Origin of the sequence: Fibrobacter succinogenes subsp. succinogenes S85 (assembly GCF_000146505.1) — a bacterium.
GTDB lineage: Bacteria > Fibrobacterota > Fibrobacteria > Fibrobacterales > Fibrobacteraceae > Fibrobacter > Fibrobacter succinogenes.
Genome location: NC_017448.1, coordinates 371,949 through 395,755, shown reverse-complemented (window position 1 = coordinate 395,755; position 23,807 = coordinate 371,949). Strand labels below are relative to the sequence as shown.

The 23,807-nt window shown below is 49.6% G+C and carries 20 protein-coding genes; 11 read left to right on the top strand and 9 right to left on the bottom strand.

Going from position 1 to position 23,807, the window contains the following annotated elements:
- The first annotated feature begins 30 nt into the window (after nt 1-30).
- Complete coding sequence (locus FSU_RS01660) at nt 31-1,458, top strand: glycoside hydrolase family 5 protein (RefSeq protein ID WP_014545179.1); 1,428 nt, start codon at nt 31-33, stop codon at nt 1,456-1,458.
- Nucleotides 1,459-1,525: 67 nt separating this feature from the next.
- Here FSU_RS01660 and FSU_RS01655 read toward each other — a convergent pair whose 3' ends face one another.
- Together FSU_RS01655 and FSU_RS01650 are read right to left on the bottom strand one after the other, a co-directional pair.
- Nucleotides 1,526-2,797 carry a hypothetical protein gene (locus FSU_RS01655; RefSeq protein ID WP_014545178.1) on the bottom strand — a complete coding sequence of 424 codons (1,272 nt, stop codon included), beginning with the start codon at nt 2,795-2,797 and terminating at the stop codon, nt 1,526-1,528.
- On the bottom strand, nt 2,794-4,215 hold the full coding sequence (locus FSU_RS01650; RefSeq protein WP_014545177.1) for a hypothetical protein: 1,422 nt from the start codon (nt 4,213-4,215) through the stop codon (nt 2,794-2,796). Before FSU_RS01650 ends, FSU_RS01655 begins: the two co-directional genes overlap by 4 nt.
- Nucleotides 4,216-4,347: 132 nt before the next feature.
- Between FSU_RS01650 and FSU_RS01645 the strand changes: the two genes are divergently transcribed.
- Nucleotides 4,348-5,103 (top strand): hypothetical protein, encoded by a 756-nt coding sequence (locus FSU_RS01645; RefSeq protein ID WP_014545176.1) that lies wholly within the window; start codon nt 4,348-4,350, stop codon nt 5,101-5,103.
- Nucleotides 5,100-5,888 (top strand): hypothetical protein, encoded by a 789-nt coding sequence (locus FSU_RS01640; RefSeq protein ID WP_014545175.1) that lies wholly within the window; start codon nt 5,100-5,102, stop codon nt 5,886-5,888. Before FSU_RS01645 ends, FSU_RS01640 begins: the two co-directional genes overlap by 4 nt.
- Before the next feature lie 82 nt (nt 5,889-5,970).
- On the opposite strand, the gene FSU_RS01635 is transcribed toward FSU_RS01640, so the two are convergent.
- Entirely contained in the window at nt 5,971-7,605 is a 1,635-nt protein-coding gene (locus FSU_RS01635) for a transporter substrate-binding domain-containing protein (RefSeq protein WP_015732498.1), read from the bottom strand.
- 48 nt (nt 7,606-7,653) lie between these two features.
- The gene (locus tag FSU_RS01630) at nt 7,654-8,253 is read right to left on the bottom strand and encodes a TIGR01440 family protein (protein WP_014545173.1); all 600 of its coding nucleotides are present in this window, start codon (nt 8,251-8,253) and stop codon (nt 7,654-7,656) included.
- Nucleotides 8,254-8,402: 149 nt separating this feature from the next.
- Here FSU_RS01630 and FSU_RS01625 point away from each other — a divergent pair, with 149 nt between their 5' ends.
- Nucleotides 8,403-10,097: a hypothetical protein gene (locus FSU_RS01625; RefSeq protein WP_014545172.1), complete on the top strand. Its 1,695-nt coding sequence runs from the start codon at nt 8,403-8,405 to the stop codon at nt 10,095-10,097.
- 93 nt (nt 10,098-10,190) lie between these two features.
- Here FSU_RS01625 and lgt read toward each other — a convergent pair whose 3' ends face one another.
- The 3 genes from lgt to orn are packed head-to-tail and all read right to left on the bottom strand — an operon-like array spanning nt 10,191 to nt 13,011.
- Nucleotides 10,191-11,060 (bottom strand): prolipoprotein diacylglyceryl transferase, encoded by an 870-nt coding sequence (lgt, locus tag FSU_RS01620; protein WP_014545171.1) that lies wholly within the window; start codon nt 11,058-11,060, stop codon nt 10,191-10,193.
- Between the two features lie 33 nt (nt 11,061-11,093).
- A complete protein-coding gene (locus tag FSU_RS01615; RefSeq protein WP_014545170.1) occupies nt 11,094-12,467 on the bottom strand; it encodes a penicillin-binding transpeptidase domain-containing protein in 1,374 nt (457 codons plus the stop codon).
- Nucleotides 12,468-12,471: 4 nt separating this feature from the next.
- A complete protein-coding gene (gene orn / locus FSU_RS01610; RefSeq protein ID WP_015732497.1) occupies nt 12,472-13,011 on the bottom strand; it encodes an oligoribonuclease in 540 nt (179 codons plus the stop codon).
- 253 nt (nt 13,012-13,264) lie between these two features.
- Here orn and fabF point away from each other — a divergent pair, with 253 nt between their 5' ends.
- The 4 genes from fabF (at nt 13,265) to FSU_RS01590 (ending at nt 17,753) form a co-directional block, all read left to right on the top strand.
- Nucleotides 13,265-14,509 carry a beta-ketoacyl-ACP synthase II gene (gene fabF, locus FSU_RS01605; protein WP_014545168.1) on the top strand — a complete coding sequence of 415 codons (1,245 nt, stop codon included), beginning with the start codon at nt 13,265-13,267 and terminating at the stop codon, nt 14,507-14,509.
- Nucleotides 14,509-15,495, top strand: coding sequence for a YfiM family lipoprotein (locus tag FSU_RS01600; RefSeq protein ID WP_014545167.1), 987 nt, complete (start codon nt 14,509-14,511; stop codon nt 15,493-15,495). Before fabF ends, FSU_RS01600 begins: the two co-directional genes overlap by 1 nt.
- A gap of 20 nt (nt 15,496-15,515) precedes the next feature.
- On the top strand, nt 15,516-16,922 hold the full coding sequence (locus tag FSU_RS01595; protein WP_014545166.1) for a sodium-dependent transporter: 1,407 nt from the start codon (nt 15,516-15,518) through the stop codon (nt 16,920-16,922).
- Nucleotides 16,923-17,051: 129 nt separating this feature from the next.
- The gene (locus FSU_RS01590; RefSeq protein WP_244263690.1) at nt 17,052-17,753 is read left to right on the top strand and encodes a hypothetical protein; all 702 of its coding nucleotides are present in this window, start codon (nt 17,052-17,054) and stop codon (nt 17,751-17,753) included.
- An 8-nt stretch (nt 17,754-17,761) separates the two neighbouring features.
- On the opposite strand, the gene FSU_RS01585 is transcribed toward FSU_RS01590, so the two are convergent.
- Both FSU_RS01585 and hflX read right to left on the bottom strand, forming a co-directional pair.
- Nucleotides 17,762-18,391, bottom strand: a complete 630-nt coding sequence (locus FSU_RS01585; RefSeq protein ID WP_014545164.1) for a phosphatidylglycerophosphatase A family protein — start codon at nt 18,389-18,391, stop codon at nt 17,762-17,764.
- 37 nt (nt 18,392-18,428) lie between these two features.
- On the bottom strand, nt 18,429-19,625 hold the full coding sequence (gene hflX / locus FSU_RS01580) for a GTPase HflX (protein ID WP_014545163.1): 1,197 nt from the start codon (nt 19,623-19,625) through the stop codon (nt 18,429-18,431).
- 281 nt (nt 19,626-19,906) lie between these two features.
- On the opposite strand from hflX, the gene FSU_RS01575 reads away from it, so the two are divergent.
- The 3 genes from FSU_RS01575 (at nt 19,907) to FSU_RS01565 (ending at nt 23,746) form a co-directional block, all read left to right on the top strand.
- Nucleotides 19,907-21,478 (top strand): InlB B-repeat-containing protein, encoded by a 1,572-nt coding sequence (locus FSU_RS01575; protein ID WP_015732496.1) that lies wholly within the window; start codon nt 19,907-19,909, stop codon nt 21,476-21,478.
- Nucleotides 21,479-21,550: 72 nt separating this feature from the next.
- Nucleotides 21,551-22,195 carry a hypothetical protein gene (locus tag FSU_RS01570; RefSeq protein ID WP_015732495.1) on the top strand — a complete coding sequence of 215 codons (645 nt, stop codon included), beginning with the start codon at nt 21,551-21,553 and terminating at the stop codon, nt 22,193-22,195.
- Nucleotides 22,196-22,333: 138 nt separating this feature from the next.
- Nucleotides 22,334-23,746: a glycine--tRNA ligase gene (locus tag FSU_RS01565; protein ID WP_014545160.1), complete on the top strand. Its 1,413-nt coding sequence runs from the start codon at nt 22,334-22,336 to the stop codon at nt 23,744-23,746.
- Nucleotides 23,747-23,807: the final 61 nt, after the last annotated feature.

Below are 23,807 nucleotides of genomic sequence, written 5' to 3'. Positions count from 1 at the left end.
CGCGAATGGCATAGAACCAAAGGATTAACTATGTTGAAACAGCACATTCGCGTTGCTGCTCTTTGCAGCGCGTTCTCTTTTGCATTGGCGTCAAATTCCTTCGCGGCAGATTTGCCGACGGCAAACGAAATGTTTGCCAAGATGGGCTTTGGCATAAATATCGGGAACACGATGGAAGTTCCTCAGAATCCGACGTGGTGGGGCAACAAGTTCCCGACTGAGGCGTACATTGATTCGGTCAAGGCGGCGGGCTTCAGCACGATTCGTATTCCGTGCGCGTGGTACAGCCATTCGAATGCTTTGTCGCGCGATTCTAGCAGGGCAGACATTGTTCCGGGCGGTGGCCCGAACGAAATTGCTTCTAGCTGGATGGATTCCGTGCAGACGGTCGTGGATTACTGCATGCGCGCTGGCCTTGTGACGATTTTGAACATCCATTGGGATAATGGCTGGCTCGAAGGCAACCTAAACGACAAGGAAAAAGACAAGGTGAACGCCCGCCAGAAGGATTTCTGGACGCAGATTGCAAACCGCTTCAAGAACTATAACGAAAATTTGCTTTTTGCAAGCGCTAACGAACCCGCGACAACGGACGATAATTACAAGCACGAAACCGAAATCCTGATGACGTACCACCAGTCGTTTGTGGACGCCGTGCGTGCAACGGGTGGCAACAACGCCAGCCGTACGCTCGTGATTCAGGGGCCATCGACAAGTGTGGACCGCAGTTGCGAAGTGATGCCTGTGAGCAAGCTCCCGAAAGACGTGATTGCGGACCGCCTGATGGTCGAAGTGCATTTCTATGACCCTTATACCTACACGCTGTTGAATGACGTTGTTGATTGGGGCGCTCAGGTCTATCCGCAGTACTACTGGGGCGACGACCTCGCGACTGGTGCGGATATTGTGCATAACTGCGGCTACAACGCCTGGGCGGGAGCTATGGGCGACAAGTGCACCAGCGCACAAATTCAGGACCAGTTCGGCAAGATGAAAAAGAATTTTGTCAATAAGGGCGTGCCTGTGATTATCGGCGAGTTCGGTGCGAATGACCGCGTGGGGGTGTTGACCGGCGACAATTATGCGAAACACCGCAAGGGCCGCCTCGCTTATTACGATGCCGTGATGAAACTCGCGAAGGAAAACAAAGTGGTGCCTATCGCCTGGGATACGGGCCACGAAGGCGAAAACAACATGACTATTATCCGTCGCCAGACAGAACCGGACGGTTCCGTGTTTGACAAGGACGTTTTGAACATCATGCGTCATGCGTACGGCCTTGACGATTACGTGAATAACGGCATTACGCACATTGAAAACTTTAAGACCGACGATGGTACGATTTCCATTTTCAAGCGCAATCGCCCGGTGCAGTCCCGCAGCTTGCGCACCTCCCGCACTTATGACTTGCTTGGCAAGCAGAACCCGCAAGCGAGAGTCGTGAAAGTTAAGAAATAAGTCATCCCTAACCTCATACATCAAAGGCGGAGCTGAACTCCGCCTTTTCTCGTCATAATCGTCTAAACTAAAAGCCGATGCTTGCTTGAACCATGTAAATTCGGTTCTCGTCCTGACCGGTGTAGTAGCCGCGTTCTTCGCCCCAGGTGGCCGCTTCAACCGAGAAGAAACGCAATATCTCAAGCCCGACACCTGCAGAGGGGTAACCGCCTCTGAAACCGCCTGCAAGCCTGAGGGTGATAAAGCGAATTTCGTTGTTAAGTCCCGGAATTGCGGCGAGCGTCTGCTCCAGTTCAAAACCGAAGTTCAAGTGCGTAAAGAACTTGTAATTCCTATCGGCGTTAAACATGTCGGCAAAGTCTACGGCCACGTTAAATTTGCGTCCAAAGCCTGTATTGCTGTTCATGAATTTCGGGCTGTAGTTTGCACCGATGGTAAAATTCGGAATCAGCGTTTCGCCAGCGAGCTGCTTGAAGTAAATGTCTCTGAGCGATGCGCCAAAGCGAATTTCGCGGTTGAACTGGTAAAGTACGCCCAAGTCAAGGCCAAACGAGAATGTCTTGGAATCAAAGAAGTTGTCGGTCGCATCGCCCGCTTGATCTTTAAGGGTGTCTACAATTGAACTGTAATTGGCAAGACCAACGGTCACCATGTTGGTCTTGTGGCGCTTGACGATTTTACCGCCCAAACCGACAGAAAGTTGATTCGGGATGATTTCGTAGGCGCCACCCATCTGCGCGACAGCATCGATGATGAATGTATCTACAACGACGTAGGGGAGGATGATTCCTGCATCAACGTAAGGGGCGACGCTTCCGTTCATCCAGAATGCTGCACCGAAGTTGTGGAACGCCAATTCCGCATCGAACTTGACTCTTGCTTCCATGGTCTTGTGGTCGTAAGAGTTGATGGTCTTGACGTATTTGGGGTTTGCGATGAGTGAATCAAGAATGGCGCCGGTTCTGCTGGAAGGCATCGGATGATCTGCGGTTATGCGGTCGGCATCGTTCTGTGCCGCACGGAACAAATCCTGAACGTCCTTCACATCGCTGTAAGTCGTGAGGAACTTGAAAATGTCGCCTGCACCGCCGAAGGTGAGTCGCATGTCGCCAATCCAGTTACGTGGGTAGTAACCTTGTTCAGGGCGTTTTTCAAAGTTGCCGAGTCTGTTAATTTGGCTCAAACCTGCATAGTTGTAATGGATTGCTTCCTTGTCGTCAACGACGGCGACGTGGGCGCCACCCATGGATTCTGCACGGAGCGAAAAATGCATTGGTGACTTAGCAGAGACAATTCCAAAAGCGCAGGCGAGAATGGCAAGTATTGTTAGTTTATTCATTTTACGATTCTCCCTTCAAACCACTTGAGGAACTTTTCGTCATCGTAATTTGTCCAGCATCCACCAACCATCTCTGCACGCTTTCTCCAGTCGTACTTGATGTTGTTGATGTCGTTGTCCTTACGGATAAGTTCTTTCTTTTCAATGAGAGAATTAATTTTTTCAACAGTCTTTTCGTCTTGATTTTCCGGGAACATGCCGCCTTCAGCGTACATGAAATTGATGGTTGTTGTGAACTTGAGCCTGTGGTTCTTCTTTTCATCGCGCTCGTTGGGGTCGCGGTAAATGAATTCCCATTCATCCAGGTCATCCTGAGTCGTCTTCCCGTCCATGTCGATATCAATGATGTTGTACTTTTCAAGGACACTGAGGGAGTCAAGCTGGGCTTTTGTCAGGTCGTAAGTCGTCGGATCATAGCCGAGAGCCTTGAGCTCTTCGTAGTTTGTCGGTCTCTTCTTTACGAGGACAATCGAGCGGCTGTCGCGGACATCTTCATCGATTTCGCCGTCTCCGTCGTTGTCGTAATTGTCAAGCGCTTCTTCGTCGACGCATCCGTCGCCGTCATCGTCGCGGCCGTTTCCGAAGTTGAAGAATACGCTTTCACGGTCTTCGGGAACTGTTTGCGCTCTGTCGTTCATTTGGATGACTGTATTGGCAAGTCCGACCGAGATTTCGGCGTAATCGTCATCTTCAAAATCCTGGCGGGTGGAGTCGGGCAGGTAGGCCTTGATGATTTCGGCCGCGGCTTCTGGTGCAACCTTGATGGCTTCGGCTGCTGCGGCCATGTCATTGAGAAACGGCTTGAGACTATCGCCGAGGTCGTTCAGTGCGTTGAGGTCCATCATCATGCCGGAGCTGTTGGCTGAGACAACGCTTGAAAGCTGCGTGTTTACGGCCCTGACGCGGAGAGCCGCCTTGGTGAGTTGGAGTATGGTGTAGCTATCGGCGATGTTGCTGAATCGAACTTTCTTGTCGGTCCTGTCGGTTGTGTCGCGGGCGACAAACTGGTTCAGATAGAACATGACTGAATCAATACCACGCGAGATGGAGTCCGCTTTTTCGTCGCTCATGACGAGGAACCCGTTGGTCACCTTGCCGTTTTCGTCTTGCTGATTTTGTGCGTAGGAGGCAAGCTCAAAGGCGTCGATTCCTTCTTGCGCTTTTAGGACCGTCTTGCAAAGGCCAACCCATGCTTCAGAATATCCGGAGTCCGCACGCAGGGCCTTGCTGAAAAAATTGCGGGCGACATCGTAGTTTGACTTTTGATACTCAAGGTATCCGTCGTGAGTCAGTGCTGCAGCATCGCTGCTGTCGGCGTCGCGGCTGCCAGTCGGGTGGAACAGGTTGCAACCTGCTATGCCGAGTGACAATGCGATTGTGATAGGCCACATCCAATTGCCTTGCGAAATTTTTCTCATATTGCCGGTCCTGAAAAAATTATTTCATTACTCCGTACAATAAAATAACTTCATTCTTACAAAAATGAATAATCCGCTTTTTTTTATTGCCAGTTTTTTCGGTAATCCCGTAAAAAAATATATTTGCGCTCAATGAATGCTTATAAAGAGTATTTTCCGACGAAGGCCTACCGTATTGCTGAAATGCGGCTTTCCTCCCTGCTCAGGGTCGAAAGGGATCGCCTAGACTCCATTGCCGAAAGCTTGGGGCGGGAATGTGCCATTGGTCCCGACAATCTGCGGGAACAGTTGCCGGAGATACTCAAGTTCACGCAAGCGTATCACGCCGCCTATGACCAGTATCTGAAGGCGGTCCTTGTACAACAGCCGAGGCCCATCCAGTGCAGGCCTGCCTGCGGAAACTGCTGCCACCACTACCCGATGTCGGTGGAACCATTCGAGCTGATTTTCATGTACAGTGAACTTCGCAAGAGGGACGACCTCCTCTCGTTGATGGAGGCCTGCCAGATGCGTTCGGACAAGTTTGATTCGCTGTTCGAGTCTCGCAAGGAAGAGGGGCTTTCCGAAGACGATGCCGAAGATAGGGCTTTGCACGATTACTTTGCCTGGTGGCGTTCTTGCCCGTTTTCAAACGAGGTGGGGGATTGCACCGTCTATCCGTTGCGTACAGTTTCTTGCCGTATGTACTTTAGCGAAACGGATCCAAAGTATTGCACGCCTGATATGCTCCAGACCGAACAGAACGATAGTTATATAGTTTATATGCCAGATGTTGTCGAAGATGCCGTGTACGGAATCTCGGAACATTATGCGGCGCTTGAGTTGCCGGAAAGCTTTTTTGGCGGTCTCTTGGCGCTGAATGGCTATGAAGGAGTGCTGGGCGAGTGAACGACGGTCAGTTAGACTTGTTCGGCTTTGTAGCGCCCCTAACGGAACCCGAAGTCAAGGTTCCTTCGCCGGATTGCTCGGCCAATGGCCTTGTACACTTCAAGTACAATCCGCTTATGAAAAAGAGCATCCGCTGTAAGGGGGGATTCTTGTTTGGGCATCCGGAGGTGTTGCTGCCTGCGTACATGAAGGGGCCGGAATTTGCCGCAGCGCGTGAACTTGCTGCGGAATGGGCTGAACATGCAGTACGCCGTAAGACGCAAAAGAACAAGGCTATTGTCAAGGACTTGGTGAATCGCTTTTGGCAGACTGTAGACCAGATTTTTACAGATAAAGGTGAAACTCCGCTGGCGAGCAAGGGGCGTTTGCCGCCGATCCGCCCGCAGGGTGTTCATCACAACTTGACGGACGTGCTTGCCGCGATAAACGACACGTATTTTGACGGAACGCTCACTTGCCGAATCACCTGGAGTAACCGCGTGGGCGGCTTGAGTTTCCATTCGGTGCGCAAGGATCCGGTGACGGGCGAGAGCTTCCATTTGATTAGCATTAGCCGTGGCTACGATGCTGCTAATTGTCCTTTATATGCAATTGCAGGCGTGGTTTATCACGAGTGCCTGCATATCGTTATTCCTGTCGAGGAACGTGGCGGGCGCCGCGTTGTGCATGGGCGAGAATTCCGCCAACGCGAAAAACGCTACATCTATTACGATGAATGGATCAAGTGGCACAAGGAAGTCCTGCCGCGCAACATCCGCGCCATGCGACACCACAAGGCTATTTAGAACTTAGCTCGCTTCGCTCTTAGAACTTAGAGCTTAGAACAATGCTCAGATCTCTAAGTTCTGCCGACTAAGTTCTGCCAACTTAATCAAACAAGTCTTGTATTTTCTGGAAAATATGGCTTAGAGCGCCCGTAGAATCTCCGATGACCTCAATTGCGTGTTGTGGCGTGTGAACCACAATTACGGATTCGTTCTTGTCGTAAGGAATCGAAAAGTCGATTAGACTGCTGCGTTCTTCGGTGATGCTCATGGCTGCAATACAGAGGTCTGTCTTCTCGTTCACGAGTGACGGAATCAACACGTCAAAATTCATGTCTGCAAACTTGATGTTCTTGTTCAGCATCTTGCCGATGGTGTACATGATATCGATATCGATGCCCGAAAGTTCGCCCCACTGGTAGAATTCATAAGGGGCGTAGAGTGCTTCGGTTCCGACAACGAGCGTGTCCGTTCCAACCCAGTCCTGCTTGATGACTCTGACGGCGGACATGTTCTTGGACCACTTGTCCTTGATTTTCTGAATTTCGCCTTTTTTCTGGAGGACCTTGATGCATGAATCAATGCTTGACTTGAGCGGGCTGTTCTTGCTCATGGCGATGCCGAATACATCCTTGTTCAGACGTTCTTTCAGAATTGAGAAATCGGAATGGTGCTTGAGGATAGTCTCTGCGACGGAATAGTCCACGGCGATGCCGTCCAGTTCTCTTTCTTCCAGAGCCTTGGTCATTTCGGGAATGTTTGCATAATACTGGATGCGTGGCAGCTTGATAAGCTGTTGCACCTGTTCGTCAAGTGTCGTTCCTGTCTGGACACCGACAAATTTCCCGGAAAGGTCGGCTAGCTTGTAGATTTCGTCAGGCTTTTTCGGTTCGAGGTAAGTCATCTTGGGGACTTTGCTCAGAGTTGCTTCTTTTCCAAAGTCATTTCGGATGACAAATGCGGTTTTCCCGATATAGTAGGGCTTTGAATAATCGATTTCGTGTCGTAGGCATTCGCAGATGGTAAATGCCGAAATGATAAGGTCTGCATCGTTGTTCTTGAGGGCCGTGACGAGTTTATTGCGGTCCATCTTGATAATAGAAGTCTTGATGTTCAGCTTTTCTTCGAGGAGCTTTGCAATGTCTACGTCAAGGCCTACGATCTGGTTCCCGCTCATGAAAGAGAACGGAGGGACATCTGCTGAAGTGGCGATCCTCAAGATTTGTTCAGAGCCGCTTTCCTTGGTGCTAATCAGTGGATTAGTCTTTAAGTTCTTGTTCCAGTGCTCGTTGAGCTCGGTGAGTGTGCCTGCAGCGTTCAAGCTATCGATGAGGCGGTTGATGATTCCTTTTATGTCAGGAATGGAACTGTGCTTGTTCATGCCGATAACGAATTCGTTTGGAACGTCGATATCGTTTTCGATGTATGTGAGACCGCTCATGCTGTCGTTGAATGTATGCGTGAGGACGTTCTCGTCATAAGCCAAAATATCGATATCGCCAACCTGAAGGGCAAAATAGGCGGTTATTAAGTCGGGATAATGCTTGATTTGTGCTTTAGGGAGCTGGCTTGCAACCCCTTCTGATATACTTGATTTTTCTTCGACGCCGATTTTGTATTTGGGCGAATTGGCTTTAGAGGCTTGTGCGGGGGGCTCTTCGGAAAATCCATTACAACCGGTGCAGATCGCTAAGAATACACCGAAAACAACGAAAAGTAAAGCAACTCGTTTTCTCATATATGCCAAATGTAAGAAAAAAAAATGAAAAAAGCAACAAGGAATGTGCTAAAATTCCGGGTAGCCGTTTTTAAGAGCTTCGTTGTATTGGGCTCGTTCACCGCCGATGAACTTGGGGCGGGTGCGGGCGGCGATGATTATGGCCTTGCCGATGTGGTTATGTTTCAGGCGCACGGGGACGGCGACTTCGCGGAGGTGCATGCCGATAAGGGTCCCGCCGATGTCAATACCAGCATTTGCCTTGATGTGCTCGAGCGCTACGGGAGCCTTGAAGCTTGCGTAGCAAGCGGTAGCGAAGGAGCCGCCTGCTTTGGGCTGTGGCACGACGTTCACGATTTCTGCATTCGGGACGGCTTCGTGCTCGATAATGATGGCTCGGTTCAGGTGTTCGCAGCACTGGGCCGCAATGTAGATGCCTTTGGCGCCAAAGATGCTCTGGAGGCCATCGAAGATGGCCTTGCCGACTTCCGGGACGGAGTGGCTTCCGACCTGGTTGCCTAAAGTTTCGCTGGTGCTGCAGCCGACAACGACGATATCGCCTTTCTTGAGCCTTGCGGTCTCGACGAGTTCCGCTGCGACGTTCATGGCGTCAGACTTGATTTGCTCAACAATGTTCTTGTCGTCAATTTCGTAAGTAATACCTGCCATTTTTCAACTCCTGCTAGTTACTTGTCCAAAGATAGTCTTTTTTGTGATTCTAGGCAAAATACCGCAATTTAGACCATTAATTTGGGAACGTTCCGTACATAAAATGCAACAGGAATGTATATTAATAGTAAGAATTATTTTGGGCGATTATGAGTGACAAAACTGACAATTCTTCGAGTGTCATTGGACTCGACCGAAAAAAGATCAAGGATTTCTTTTTACGCAAGCTTCCGGAGATGAAGGAAGCGGTTATTGACGCTATTATCGAAATTTTGCCGAGTGTTCCTCACTACCAGGAAGAGAACGACCACTTCACGTTCCGAATCATCATGGGAAATGGCAACCCGCCGATGGGTTGGAATCGCCGTATTTACGAATTTGCGGGTGAAGCTCTTGAAAACTTGTTCAAGGAACGGGTCAAGGCCTGTTTGAAGGATGTCATCCATTTTTGCAAGAGCGGCTGCGACTTGATTATCCAGCAGATGCCCGCTCGTGAAAAGACCGAGCCGTCTATCCAGGTAGGCGTTTTCCAGTCGGACTTGGGAAATGCGGGGGAGACGGAACGCGCCCTTCTGGAAAAAGGTTTTTTGCTGATTGAATGCGTCAACCGGTCCAAGATTTGTATAAATTCTCATACCCCGGCAGGCGTGAGCGATTACTTGCTCATTCGCTTTGACTTGGACGAAAATGAGTTCTCGGATGACCTGGAAGACAAGGACCTGGAATCGTACCCGAAGGGATTCTGGGCCGGCCTGTTCTCGCAAATCAAGAGGGAAGTTCACGGTACCATTTGCCTTTTTGTCGACCCGGCCTGGGATGGCAACAAGGACGACAATTTCGATAGCGGTAAGATCGTCTTTGACGATTACAAGGAAATGCAGATCAAGCCGGACTCCATGCTGGATTCGCAATCCTACCGCGATTTGTACGAACAGAATTTTATCCGCAAGATGTTCATCTCGATGCTCAATTACGATGGCATTACGGTGATTGATACGAATGGCTGCGTGCGTGCGTTCCACTGCTTTGTTTCTATCCACCGCGGTAAGTTTACGTCGGGTGGTGCAAGGCACCGTGCTTACAGGGCTCTTGCAAATTTGTTCAAGGACAATGAACTTTACAAGGCTCTTTACTTCCAGTCGCAAGAAGGGAACATCAGGTTCTACCACAAGTTCCGCGTGTCCTCGTCGTTTGATTCAACGGTCATGGACCAGTGTGATGTCGTGAACGAGGCAGAAAATGTGAAGCCCAAAACGACGGATCATGTGGACGGGAAGGCGGCTTCGCTTGCCTCGGCGGTGAATGCTGGGCTTGCGGATATTTCCACGGCGGATGATACTTCTGTACTGTCGGATTACCTGAACCGCTTGCGTGATGCCCATCTGGGAATTGACAATTTCTATAACGAGCCGAAACCTGCCGAAGATTTGTTCAACGCCGCACATGAGATGACAAGCGAATCCTGGAGTCGCGTGAATGTGGGCCGTGTGATTAACGTTCCGCTAGTTTGCTTGATCGGTAACTCGTATGGTTATTCAACGAATGCGGAACCGTTCCTCAAAAAGTTCCTTGAAAAAATTCCGGATACAGTCTGGAAATCTTATATGCACAGTAAGTGCTTCGAAGATTCTTCGCTTTCGTCAACGCTTGGCAGCAAGAATCAGGAAAGCCAGTGGTCTAAGCTGATGAACGAGGCTGGCGCCGATGATGGCAAGGCCGAAAAGTACGTTACAGATGAATTGGCCAAGCATATCAAGGCCGTCTATAAGCATGTGAGCAAGCTATTTGCCCAGAAGTTCGAAGAAGAACGCAACCTCTGGGAAAATCTGTTTAAGGGATACTAGAACTTAGCTCGCTTCGCTCTTAGAACTTAGATCTTAGAATATAGTTCTTCTCTAAGATCTGCCAACTAAGATCTGCCAACTAAGTTCTGCCAGCTAAACTTTTCCGGTTGCTTTTTTCTCTCGGTAGAACAAATAGATCATCCACACGAGGCCGGCAATAATCATTGCCGAGCAGAGCGTCTGTCCACGGCTCATGCCAAAGAGGTCCACGCGTCCAAGGTGTGCATCCGGCTTGCGGAAAAATTCAATGAAGAAACGGAAGAGCCCGTAACCCATCAAATAGAGGCAAGGAACCTTGTCGTGGAGTTTCGGAATCTTGCGCAGGTTGTACAAGACGATAAAGAGCACGATACCTTCGAAGACCATTTCGTAAAGCTGGCTCGGGTGGTGGAGAATCGGGTTTGCAAGCGTGCTGTCGTGGGCAAGCGGGAACCACATGCCGATGGCGCTAGTGGTGGCTTCGCCAAAGAGTTCTCCGTTGATGAAATTGCCCCAACGTCCCCAGGTGTAGGCGAGTGGCGTTACCAAAAAGGCGAGGTTGAAGGTCTTCCAAACGTCAAGCTTGTTGCGCTTTGCACCGATGTACATGAAGATGAGCCCTATCACAAGACCGCCATGGTACGACATTCCGGAAATTCCGACAAAATGGTAACCGAGGTCGTCATGGATCATCGGGAAAATAATTTCGGTGGGATTGGCAAGGTAATAGCTAGCCTTGTAGAAGAAGACGTAACCGAGGCGGGCGCCGAGCAAAATGCCTGCGATAATCCATGTGAAGAAGTTGTCAAGCTGATCCTTGGTGTAGCCGAGCTTTTCTTTCTGGCTGATTTTCCACATGGTGATGTAGGCGGTCACGAACGCAAAAATGTACATGATGCCGTACCAGCGCACAGGAAAACTTCCGAGCTGGAATGCTGTTCCATCAAAATAAGTCGGTATTAAGTTCCACCAAGATAATTCCATGATAAACCTTCTTCTTTTGTGTTTAAATCTAAATTATTTTTTCAGGTCCAGGTTTTGGTGAGCCCAGTAATTGATGACGGTGGCTGCCACCTGTGTTGCCGGTTGCGAACGAATTTCCCTGTGCATCTGCATTACGATCACGACAATGGACTTGCTCGGATCGTTTTTCGCTTCGGCAAATCCCATGAACCAGTCATAACGGCCGGCGGGGTCTGTTCCGTCGAGAGATCCAGTTTTTCCGCCGAGGCGGAGAGCTTCGAAGTTCTTGCGGGCCATGTTCTTTGTGGACATGTGCTTGTGGGCGGTTCCTTGCGTCACGGAGCGGAGCATGGATTCGCGAAGGCCGTAGTACGTGTTTTCGCTGAACTTTCCGACATCGAGGGCGAGCGGCTTTTGCGGAGCGAAAGGTGCCATGTCGCGAGCCCATGGAATTTCAAGAGGCTTCTTGGTGAGGACTGCACGGACTTGCGCTGCGGCGAGGAGCGGCGTAAGGGTTGTCGAGGTTGTAAAACCGCAGGCGACTTCGGCTAGGCCGTAACCCGTGTCCGGAGCTGTGTAGCTTGATGTGTTTGGGGCGTTTCCGGGGAATCGCTTGTTGTAGCCAAGCTTTGCGGCGGCTGCATTGAGGCGCTTGGCGCCGACATTCTTTCCGACAATAGCCAACGGCGGATTTGCGGAACGGGCGAACGCTTCGGAAAGTTCCATCGTGGGGCCGTTGTATTTTTCAGGGACGCGGAGCTGGTTCAAGTAAAGTGTGTGGTGACGGCCGATCATCGGGATGGGCGTGTTAAGCGAGTAGCGGTTGCTTTCCATGGCGGCGGCTATCGTCACGAGTTTTGCAAGCGATGCGGCGGGGAAGGTGGGGCGTCCAATCCAATCCGGTTTGTTCTGCACCTTGCCATCGCGGCGTTCGCCCCAGGCGATGATTTCGTTTGTCTTGGTGTTCACGACGAGGATGACTCCCAAATCCGGGCGGTAGCGGCGGAGGAGAACGTCGATTTTATCGGCGAGAATTGGATCCTTTTGCGACTTGATGTGAACGGTGTCGCGGACGTTGTCTGTGTTTTCTGCTGTTGCGTTGGTGGTGCTTGCAGCATTCCCGGCTGCGGTGTTGTTCGCATTTTCGAAGTCTTCGTCTTCGATGCCTTTCAGGGCGGATAGTCCGTTCGGGTTTTCTTTTGCAGATGCTTCTGCTGTGTATGATTCGTCGAAGGGATTGGTGTCGCTAGGAGCTATCGCTTGTGCGAGCGTGTCTGCTGCTAATGCGGCTTGCTGCTCGGTGGTTTCTTTTGCGGATTCCGGATCGTCTTTGGTGGAACAGTGAACAATGGCAACAATAATCGTAACGAGGACGGTAATCGCAATGCAGCGGTTGCGCATTCTCTGGGCGTAGGGGAGTCTTTCCATAGAATTACTTGAAGATGGTCTTGCGGTAGTAGGCGAGTTCGGCGATGCTTTCGCGGATGTCGTTTAACGCTTCGTGGCGTTTTTCTTTCTGAAAATCTTCGAGGTTCGGGTACCAGCGGTAACTGAGTTCCTTGATAGAGCTCACGTCGATATTGCGGTAGCAGAGCCATTCCGAAATTTCGGGCATGTATTTGTACAAAAAGCGCCTGTCCTGTGTGATGGAATTTCCGCAGAGGAGGTTCTTGCCTTTTTCGGTAAATGGCTTGATGAATCGGAGTGTTTCGAGTTCGGCGTCCTTGAGGGAATACTGCGAACGGCGGCAACGGTCCACGAGTCCGCTCTGGTTGTGGTGCCGCGTGTTCCACTCGTCCATGCTTTCGAAAACGTTTTCGGACTGGTGGATGGCGATGACGGGGCCTTCGGCGAGAATGTTCAAATTGGCGTCGGTAACAATGGTCGCAATTTCGAGAATGACATCTTTTTCAGGATAGAGGCCGGACATTTCCAGGTCCATCCAAACTAAATTTCGAGAACTCTTTGGCATACGCGCGAATAATAGCATTTTTTTTGATTCGTCGTTCCCGCCGGAACCTGTCCCGACCTATGACTATTGACCAATGACCAATAACTGGTTGTAAGTGTTGCGTAATGAAAATGAAAGGAAATGCTATATATATGGATAAATTCTCACAAAGTTATAAAATTATTCTTAAAAATGTAATTTTTTGTTACAAATTGTCTTTTTCTTACAACACTTACGAAAATGTTACCGTTTTTTTTATTATATTTGGCGCATTATGGAAAATGTTGTTATTACAGGTATGGGCTGCGTTTCCTCTCTTGGAAACTCCCCCGAATTATTGTGGCAGAACTTGCTCCAGGGCAAGTCTGGCATCGCTCCCATTCAGCGTTTCGACGCTTCGGCTTACACTTCTCGCATGGCTAGCGAAATCCGTGAGTTCGACGCTTCGGAAATCTATAGCACCAGAGACCAGTCCAGGTTCTCCCGCTGCATCCAGTATGCCGTTTACTCGGCATTCCAGGCCTTGAAGATGGCTGGCATCTCTCCGGAAAACGAAAATCCAGAACGTTGCGGTGCTATCATTGGTAGCAGTATCGGTGGTTTGCAGTATTGCTATGATGCCGCTGTGGCTCTCAGCAATCGTGGTCCGTCCCGCGTTTCCCCGTTCTATATTCCGATGGCCATCGTGAATATGCCGGCTGGTGAAGTTTGCAACAAGACTGGCTGGATGGGACCGTCCTACACGGTCACTTCCGCTTGCGCAACTTCCAACCACTCCATCGCCAATGCCTATGACATGATTCGTCTCGGCCGCTGCGATGTGATGCTCGCTGGTGGTGCCGACGAAACGGTGAACCCGCTCAGCCTCGCTGGCTTTACCAGCATGAAGGCCGTCAGCAAGCGCAATGACGCTCCGGAACAGGCTTCCCGCCCGTTCGACAAGGATCGCGATGGTTTCGTGATCGGTGAAGGCGCAGCAGTCCTTGTGCTCGAAAGCGAATCTCACGCTAAGGCTCGTGGTGCAAATATTCTCGCCCGTATCGCTGGTGTCGGTGCTAGCTCTGACGCTCACCACATCTCCGCTCCGCGTCCGGATGGCAAGGGTGTGATGCTCGCAATGGCCAATGCCATGAAGGAAGCTGGCATCGAAGCTAAGGATATTAGCTATATTAACACTCACGGTACATCCACACCGCTCGGTGACATTGCAGAATGCTCTGCCATCGAAACACTCTTCAAGCAGTCCTCTGCATCGGCTCTCGAAAACCTCAAGGTCAATTCGTCCAAGTCCATGATCGGCCACTGCCTGGGTGCTGCAGGTGCTCTCGAATCCGTCGTGACCATCATGTCTGTGATGAACCAGAAGATTCATGGTACACTCAACGTGTTCGAACAGGATCCGGAAATTCATCTCGATGTCTGTGCAAATGGTGCTGTCAACCAGAAGATTGACTACGCTATGAGCAACGGCTTTGGCTTCGGAGGCCAAAATGGAGTTATCATTTTCGCGAGGAATTAATGCGTAAGGCCAACAGTTCTGCTATTGGCTCTTCCGCTTCTCGTAAAATAAACGCTAAAATCTGTGCGTTTTTGCTTATGCTGTCGCTGGTGTTCCCGGCGGCAGCTTTGTCGTCTCCAGGGGATCCGCTCACGTGGCGCGATTCCACCTGGGATTATCGAAGTGAAGATCCTACTGACATTAAGTCCGAGATTGAGCCGGCTAAGCTTTTTGGCGTGGCTTCGCTCACCTTGATTGCTTATGGGGCCGCTTACGGCTTTGTCTTTGAAAAGGGCTGGTGGGATGATAATGGCGGTCGTGGTTTCCATTGGGAAAACGATTTTGACTATGCCTTGAACCTGGACAAGTTCGGCCATTTTGCGGCGGGTGTCGTCATAGGCGAGTCCTTTTATGAGGGATACCGCTGGGCGGGTGCAAGCGAATTCCAGTCATATCTGTTTGCGGGTTTGACGGCTTTGGCAACCCATATCGCGATTGATATCAAGGATGGCTTTGCTCCATCGTGGGGCTTTAGCATTTTTGACGTGCTTTCGGGCGGTCTTGGCGGTTTCTTGCCGATGGCGGAGCGCTATGTTCCCGTATTTAAGTATATAGATCTCAAGTGGAGCTACTGGATCAATTCCAATGCGTATTATGACCAGGAGCATCAGGCTTCGGGTGGGGTCTTTACTGACGACTACGTGAACCAGACTTTCTGGCTTTCTGTGAAACCCTATAGGCTTTTGCCGGAATCTGCACGCAGGTATTACCCGAGCTGGCTTGCTTTTGCGATTGGCCTGAGTATTGACGACAAGGTGTTTACCGGTGAACCGCACCCGCGCCGTGAAGTCTATTTGGCGCTTGACTATGACCTTGAAGCGTTCCGTCCGCAGAGTCGCCTGGCACGCTATCTCGTGAAGATGCTGAATTACTTTAAGCTCCCGGCGCCGACAATTCAGGTGTATCCGGAGTTCCACTGGTACTTGCTGTACCCGATCAAGTTCTAAATTTGTGTATGAGGTAAATGATGACAGAAAGAGAAAACTTTAAGTCCCGTCTAGGTTTTATTCTGATTGCGGCCGGTTGCGCCATCGGGCTTGGCAACGTTTGGCGATTCCCGTTTATCACGGGGCAGTATGGCGGTGCCGCCTTTGTGCTGATTTACCTCTTCTTCCTCTTGATTTTCGGTTTCCCGATTCTTGTGATGGAATTTGCGGTTGGCCGCTCGTCTAAGCGTGGCGTGGGCCGTTCTTTTGCCATCCTTGAAAAGCCTGGGCATAAGTGGCATTATGCGGGTGTCCCGATGATTGCGGGCAACTACATCCAGATGATGTTTTATACGACGGTGACGGGGTGGATGCTCTATTACTTCTACCGCATGGTGACGATGGGCGACCTCATGAATTTGTCTCCTGCCGAAGTCGGGGCTGAATTCACGAATATGCTCGGTAATGGTCCCTTGCTCTCGTTCTGGATGGTGGTCGCGACTTTTGCGGGTCTTTCGATTGTGGCGCTTGGGCTCCAGCGCGGTGTGGAACGCATCACGAAGACGATGATGTCTGCGCTCCTTGTCATTATGGTCATCCTGATGGTCCGCGTGCTCACGCTCCCGGGTGCTGGCGAAGGTCTTAAGTTCTACTTGCTGCCGGATTTTGCAAAGCTCAAGGAAGCAGGAATTGGTGAAGTTGTGTTTGCTGCTCTTGGCCAGTCGTTCTTTACGCTTAGCCTTGGCATTGGTTCCATGAGCATTTTCGGTAGCTATATCAAGAAGGAACATTCGCTTTTGACCGAAGCGGCCCATATTTGCGTGCTCGATACGGGTGTCGCTTTGATTGCGGGCCTTATCATTATTCCGTCTTGCTTTGCGTTTGGGCTCAAGCCGGATGCAGGTCCGGGCCTTATTTTTGCAACGCTTCCGAACGTGTTTGCGCAGATGCCGGCGGGCCGTGTTTGCGGCGCAGCTTTCTTCCTCTTTATGTCGTTTGCGGCTCTCTCTACGCTTGTGGCTGTGTTTGAAAACATTGTCGCTTACTGGATGGACGTGCGCAATGTGGAACGCAAGAAGGCGGTGAAGTGGAACTTTGTCGCGATTGTGATTCTGTCGCTCCCGTGTGCGCTTGGCTTTAATGTGCTTTCGGGCTTTGAACCGTTTGGACCTGGTAGCTGCGTTTTGGACTTGGAAGACTTCCTCGTTTCGAATACGCTCTTGCCGCTGGGTTCGCTTATTTTTGTGCTGTTCTGCAATTCCCGCTATGGCTGGGGACAGTTCAAGTTTATCTCTGAAGCGAACTTGGGCGTTGGCATGAAGTTCCCGAAGTTGAAGATTTTGCACCTCTACTTTAAGTGGGGCTTGCCGATTATCATTTCCGTGATTTTCGTGCTTGGTTACATGCAAAAGTTCGCCCCGAGTGTTTACGATAAGATATTCGGATAGCTTTTAGCAATCATCCTGTGCTTTATCCCGTCAAACGATCGTTTTGTCGGGATATTTTTGTATCTAAGGTTTATGAGAGTATATTTGAGATAAATGAGTCGCTTTTTTCTATTTGTATTGCTTATTGCTATGTCTGCTTTTGCTCAAGACGAAAGCGTTAGTGATTATGACCGGTGGATGCAGGCGAAGGCGCACCGCGATAGCGTCAGGAATGCGGAACGGATTCAGAAAAACTCAGTCCCTTTCGATTTCTTGGTCGGGATGACGTTGAATGTGGGCTTTAAAGTTATAAATAACGAAAAGCAGTTGAGCCGTTACAAAAAGGTTGAACGGGTTGTCTTTTTTGAGGGTGCTTTTTTCCAGGCGGGAGCGTCTGTTCAATGGCCTTTGCTGAAATATTATTTAGTGGTAAGGCTTGGCGTGCTGTTTGAATATGCTCCGTTGTTTTTGTCGGAACCTTTATATGTTGAAGACGGCAATGGGGAAGACAAGCGTGTTACTGAAGGAGGCCTGTCGCAGGGGCGGATTGCGTTCCCGATACTTTTTGCTGTCAAGCCGCGGTCTAGCTTTGTGTCGTTCGAATTTGGCTCTCAGATTTCCATACCGCTTTTCGATAAGCTGGAGTTAGATGGTGCACGCGATAGGGAACTGGACTCGTCTATGGAATTTAGTATGCTTTTGGGCGTGGGTTTCCGCGTCAATGAACGAATCTATTTAGACTTGCTTTTGGATGCCAAGTTCTATCACAAGTATAACGAACGCTTTGCAGATGGTTTGGCCCATTGGTCTTCGGTCGCTATCAAGGCTGGCGTGACGTTTAATCCGCTGTGATAAGTGCCTTACATCAAAAATACGGCGGGTAAAACAAGGCCAATGGTGAGTACTAACCCGGCATAGATTCCGCCGAGCAGGTCGTCTGCCATAACTCCCCAAGCTCCGGGGAGTTTTTCCATTTTATGGATGCCAAGCGGCTTGAGAATATCGAAAAAGCGGAAAAGCGCAAAGCCGATGATTAAGATCCAGGGGGCGTTCAGAATCCATTCGGGGCGGATAAAGGCGAATGTCATGAAAATTCCGCAGACTTCGTCAATCACAATCCAGCCAGGGTCTTCGGTGCCGGTATCTTTCATCGCTTTTTTTACAAACGGGATGGCGGCGAAAAAGATGAGCAGCGCTGCAATCATAAAGTTTTTGGGAACCGCGAGGAAAATGGCGGCAAATGATTCAAGTGCATTTGCATCTTTCGTGTTGAACGCGTTGTCGTTGATGACGATGGGGTAGGCGTAACTTAACATGGCCATGGGGTAGGCGACAATTGCAGCGGCGAGGCTACCCATGGTGCCGGGCGCTTTCGGGCTCATTCCCGAGCCGAAAAACGTCACGACGAGGGTGGTGAACCAGTCTGTTTTGCGCCATTCATGCGGAACGCGCTTCTTGCCATACTTTTCTTTAAGTTCTTCTCGATTCATCTTTCGTCTCTCGTCTGTAGGCGCTTTGCGCCGTTCTTTAGTCTAATTCCGGCGGCCATGGGGCTTCTGCAATTTCCTTTTCTTTAGCTTCTGCAACGGCGCGTTTCTCGTGCCAGCGTTCAAGCTGTTCCTTGAAGGCTGCGCGCAAGCGTTCCATGCCGATGTTCTCCTTCGCGCTGATTTGGATGGCGTCAGGATAGTTCTGCAAGAGCTCTGTGCGGCGCGCTTCGCTTGCGACTTCGACCTTGTTGAAAACGCGGAGGCGCGGCGTATCCTTGTCGATAATGCTTTCGAGCGTCTTGTGCGTGACTTCCAAGTGGTCGCGGTAGTCCGGAGCGCTTCCGTCAACAACTTCCAAGATGCAATCCGCATGCGCGGCCACGCCGAGCGTGCTCTTGAACGTTTCAATCAAGTTGTGGGGGAGCTTGCGGATGAATCCGACCGTATCGGAAAGGATGATGTTTTCGCCATCGAGAAATAGCTTTCTCGTCGTGCTGTCAAGCGTTGCAAAGAGTTTGTCTTCAACGTAAACGTCAGCGCCGGTCAAGCGGTTCGTGAGTGTCGATTTGCCGGCGTTCGTGTAACCTACGATGCCCACTTGGAAAATGTCGTTTCGCTTGTCGGCCTGTTGCTCGCGCGCATCTTCGATTTTCTCAAGCTTCTTTTTGAGTTCCTGGATGCGCTTGCGGATCATGCGGCGGTCTGTCTCAAGCTGCGTCTCGCCCGGCCCTTTGGTGCCGATGCCGCCATTGTGCTGGCGGCAAAGGTGCGTCCACGCACCGGTGAGACGCGGCATCATGTACTGCAATTGTGCCACTTCAACCATCAGGCGGCTTTCTGCCGTGACGGCGTGCTTTGCGAAAATATCGAGAATAAGTCCTGTGCGGTCGAGAACCTTGATGCCGGGCATGCGTTCTTCGAGATTGCGCACTTGCGAACCCGAGAGGTCGTCGTCAAACACGACCATCTTGGCGTTGTCTTCTTCGAGAGCGCGCTTGACTTCGCCCACCTTGCCTTCGCCAATGAGCGTTGCCGGGCTAAAGTTTTGAACGCGCTGCAAGAAACTACGTGTAACGTATGCGCCAGCAGTTTCTGCGAGGCGACCGAGCTCTGCGAGTTGCTCGCCTGCAAGCCACGGACGAATTTTGGGTGTGGCGATGCCCACTAGAATGCATCGTTCCTGTTCTTTCTTATGTTCGACGGGCTTGGCGCCTTTTTTCTTAGGTTCTTCCATATATTCTATTGGCTTAAATTCGGTAGAAATATATCAAAAAATAAAAGCGTTTTTTTACGGACTAAAATGGAATATGGTGAATCTATTAAAAAGACTGTAATGGTTTGTTTACCTAATTTGTGGTGTTCTGAATTTCTCAATATTTCAGAAATGTGTTTTTTGAAATTTTTTCAATGTTTATTTGCATATAAATTCCTTATTTGTAATATTTCGTTAATTGTGATATATTGCACATGAAAAAACTTATACTAAATTTGAGAATACAAAAGTTAGGGATTTGTATGAGGAAAAAAATCTGCCTTGGAATGGGGGCGACGCTTGCGTTCGCCATGAGCGCTTATGCTCAAAATTATAAAATCAACAAAGTCGGAAACGATGAAGAAAAATCGTTTAACGTCATGCTAAACCAAGCTGTTGTTGGTGAAGCACCTGCGGGATCCTGGCTTGATGTAGCTCCAATCATTCCTGATGGAAAAGTTTTTGTGGGCTTTACTGTTTACGATGAATACGGTGATGCTTACAATCAACGAAAAGTTTCTACTGTTGAAAAAAGCGAATCAAAATTTTTAATGCCGGATCATGATGTTTTTGTTTCGGCTTCTTTTGAATCCTTGCGCTATTACCTTACTGTAAAAAATACAGATAACGGAAATGTGACGCTTTCGTTTAGTGACCGTTATCGTGATCGTACCAAACCGGGTGTAAAGGTGACTGTGAACCCGAATCCGGCAAGTGGTTACAAAGTGGCCTCGGTTAGCGTGAACCGTTCCCTAGATTCTAAAACAATTGTGCCTTGCACGACTGTTGAACCTGGTAATGTAACGAATCCAGGAATGTGGGGAATGGGTAGCACTGCTGTCGAAGGAAGTTGTGCTTTCGATATGCCGAATTTTGATGTTGAAGTGAGCGCTACGTTTGTTGCAGAGTCCGCCGATCTGTCCTCCTCAAGTGTGGAAGTAGTTTCGTCAAGCAGTGAAACGCTTGCCTCGAGTTCTAGCGTTGAGCTTTCTAGTTCTTCTGAAACGCCTTCTTCGTCTAGCGTTGCGCAGTTTAGTTCTAGCAATATTCTCTCAAGTTCTAGTGTTGCACTGTCTAGCTCGAGTGTCGTGGTTTCTAGTTCCTCAGTGACTTCGTCGTCATCTAGCGCAACTCCCTCTAGCTCTAGCGTTGCTCCTGCATCATCTAGTAGCGTCAAGGTGGAATCCTCGAGCAGCTCGAAACCTGCTTCTAGTTCTTCTGTCAAGCCGGCTTCTAGCTCTAGCGCAAAGGCTGTATCGTCTAGCAGCGTTAAGGCTTCTTCGAGCAGTGCTAAGCCTGCGTCTTCAAGTAGTGCGAAGGCTGCATCGAGTTCTTCTGCAAAACCGGCATCTTCTAGTAGCGCAAAATCTGGTTCCAGTTCTTCTGCCAAGGCTTCTTCTTCTAGCAGCAAAAAATCAACATCGTCTAGTTCAAAGGCTGTATCCAGCTCTAGCATTATCCCGGATATCGTTGTTGAAGCTGTGGGCACCGAAGAAGATATGCCGAGTTGCACTGCCAAGCGTGAAAACATGACTTATTATGTTACGGATTTGAAAACTGTATTTGTCTGCAAATCTAGAGTTTGGACAAAGTTTAATCCGGGCATGGGTTTGGAAAAGACAACTCCTATTGCAAAATTCTCCGCTTTTGTGAATGGCCGCAATCTCCAGATTTCGGGCGCTAAAATTGGAAGCGACATTAATTTGCTTGATATGCAGGGCCGTGTGATTTACAGCAGTCGTGCAAGTGTTCCGAATTTCTCGATGCAAGTGCCACGTAGCGGATCTTATTTGCTCCGTGTAGGTGCTCAGCAGCAAATAGTAAATGTACGATAAAACGTAACGTTAAGATACTCCCAATCTAAATGAGACCCTGCGCAAGTGGGGTCTTTTTTGTAAATTGAGCTTATGATTAAGGGGCCTGTTAACAAGATTCTTCTTTGCGGTTTAATTTTGAGTATCGCTTTGCTGCTGTACCATTTTAATGAATTTGATTTTTATTATGTCAAGCATCCGCATTCTACAGAACTTGCTACATCATATGGATTGCCTTCTTTGCATAGCGTAGAGAAGTATAAATGGCTCGATTCAACAGCGACAGATGAAGAATGGGAAGAAGAACAAGTACAAAAAGAAAGAGTCTTTCGTTTTATAGACGTAACAGTAGAAAGAGTAAATCTTTATTCGTACCGTCAGGATTTGCTGGATTCATCGAATAGCGAAATGACTTTGTGCGCAAAAGATCCGCTGGATGGCTTTATTCCGCATTGCGTTAAGCGAAATGGCCCCAATAAAATCTTGGACAACTATTTGAACGAACATCACTCTGAAATTTGCGAAATTCCCAGTGTTCGGAAAATAAACCATGCGAAAATATTTGTTGAAAACCTCTTTGATTATCGTTTTGACACAGGATCCTTTGGTGTCGAATATGCCGATATGTTTTGCATGAATTTTATCGGTATTGAAGTCGGCAAATATGATAATTACATGGTGAACCGTCTCTTGCAGACCTTATATGATTTAAAAGATGAAATGAAAGACGCTTGGTAATCCTCTGATTTTTCTATCTCTCGTCTCTAGTCTCTCGTCTAAATTCTATATTTACCCCCCCGTCAGGGCCTATCATCCAGGTAGGTTCCTAGTCCGGCCAAAACATGCCTCATGGGCACGGCCGATAAAGGATATATAATGGCAAAGAAAGTTCAGGATGCCCTCAAGGACATCATCTCCCTCTGCAAACGCCGCGGCTTCATTTTCCCCGGCTCCGAAATTTACGATGGCCTCGCCAATACTTGGGACTACGGTCCGTATGGCGTGGAACTCAAGCGCAACATCAAGAATCTCTGGTGGAAGAAGTTCGTGACTTCCCGCCACGATGTGCTTGGTCTCGATAGCTCTATTCTTTTGAACCCCCGCGTTTGGAAGGCTTCTGGCCATGTGGGCAACTTCTCTGACCCGCTCGTGGACTGCCTCGCTTGCCACGAACGTTTCCGCGCTGACCAGCTCCTCGAAGAAAAGCTCGGTGAAGGCTGCTGCGCTGGCAAGAATTTTGACGAAGTTCACCAGATGATGGTGGACAACAAGATTGAATGCCCGACTTGCGGCAAGACCGATTGGACAAAGCCGCGTGCATTCAACCTCATGTTCCAGACTGAAATCGGCGTGATTGAAGGCGAAGGCAACAAGGTCTATCTCCGTCCGGAAACCGCTCAGGGTATCTTCGTGGACTTCCGCAACATCGTTGACAACGTCCGCCCGCGCATCCCGTTCGGTGTCGGTCAGATCGGTAAGTCTTTCCGTAACGAAATTACTCCGGGTAACTTCATCTTCCGTACTCGCGAATTCGAACAGATGGAACTTGAATTCTTCTGCGAACCGGGTACTGAACTCGATTGGTACAACTTCTGGCGTAAGTACTGCTTCGAATGGCTCGTGAACGATCTCGGCGTGAAGCGTGAAAAGCTCCGCCTCCGCGAACATGCCAAGGAAGAACTTTCCCACTACAGTAACGGCACCACCGACGTCGAATACGAATTCCCGTTCGGCTGGGGCGAACTCTGGGGTATCGCATCTCGTACGAACTACGACCTCACGCAGCACCAGAACGAATCCAAGGTCAAGCAGGAATACATTGACCCGGTTCAGAACAAACGCTACATCCCGTACGTTGTTGAACCGTCTCTCGGTGTGGAACGTTTGCTCCTCGTGCTTCTCTGCAACGCTTACGAAGTCGAAAAGCTCGAAAACGACGAACGTACCGTGCTCCACTTCGATCCGAAGGTTGCTCCGGTCAAGGTTGCCGTGCTCCCGCTCGTGAAGAAGGGCAAGGTCAAGGAAAAGGCCGAAGAACTTTATCAGAAGCTCCTCAACCGCTGGAACGTCGAATACGACGAAACGCAGTCCATCGGTAAGCGCTACCGCCGTCAGGACGAACTCGGCACGCCGTTCTGCGTGACCGTTGACTTCGACACTGTTGGCGAGGGTGAATCCGATCCGGCAAAGCTTGGCTACGTGACTGTTCGCGAACGCGACTCCATGAAACAGGAACTCGTCGCTATCGACAAGCTCGAAGCTTACCTCTTCGAAAAGCTCGGCTGCTAATTAGTAGACAGTAGGCAGTAGACAGTTGACAGTGGTGGAGCTTAGCTCCACAATTGTCTTC